Origin of the sequence: Vibrio sp. 10N.222.49.C9, assembly GCF_041474985.1 — a bacterium.
GTDB lineage: Bacteria > Pseudomonadota > Gammaproteobacteria > Enterobacterales > Vibrionaceae > Vibrio > Vibrio crassostreae_C.
This window is the reverse complement of sequence record NZ_JBFRVD010001024.1, coordinates 1-295: the sequence shown is the minus strand read 5'-3', so window position 1 is coordinate 295 and position 295 is coordinate 1. Positions and strand designations below refer to the sequence as shown.

Genomic DNA, 295 nt, shown 5'->3' with positions numbered 1-295 from the left:
AGATTATGCATACCGCTGGTGCTGTACCACTGGGTTTCATTTTGCCCGCCATAGTAATCGCTCCTGATTAGACCAGCGCTAAATAGCGTCATGGTGTTAGCAGGTAGACGAAATGCTTGATGCACTAAGGCGCGATCAATTTCGCTTTCCAAAGCATCAGATTCATAGTACCCATCATCGTAATCATCACTATTGGCGATAGGTAGGATATGACGAACATCAACAGCAGCGCCTTTCCATAGCGGAGTATAAAGATTGGTACCTAGTCCAATGGAATAATCAAAGAAGCCGTATT

1 pseudogene is annotated in these 295 nt (G+C 44.4%); it reads right to left on the bottom strand.

Going from position 1 to position 295, the window contains the following annotated elements:
- A pseudogene (locus tag AB4585_RS26725) lies at positions 1-295 on the bottom strand (hypothetical protein); the annotation flags it as partial.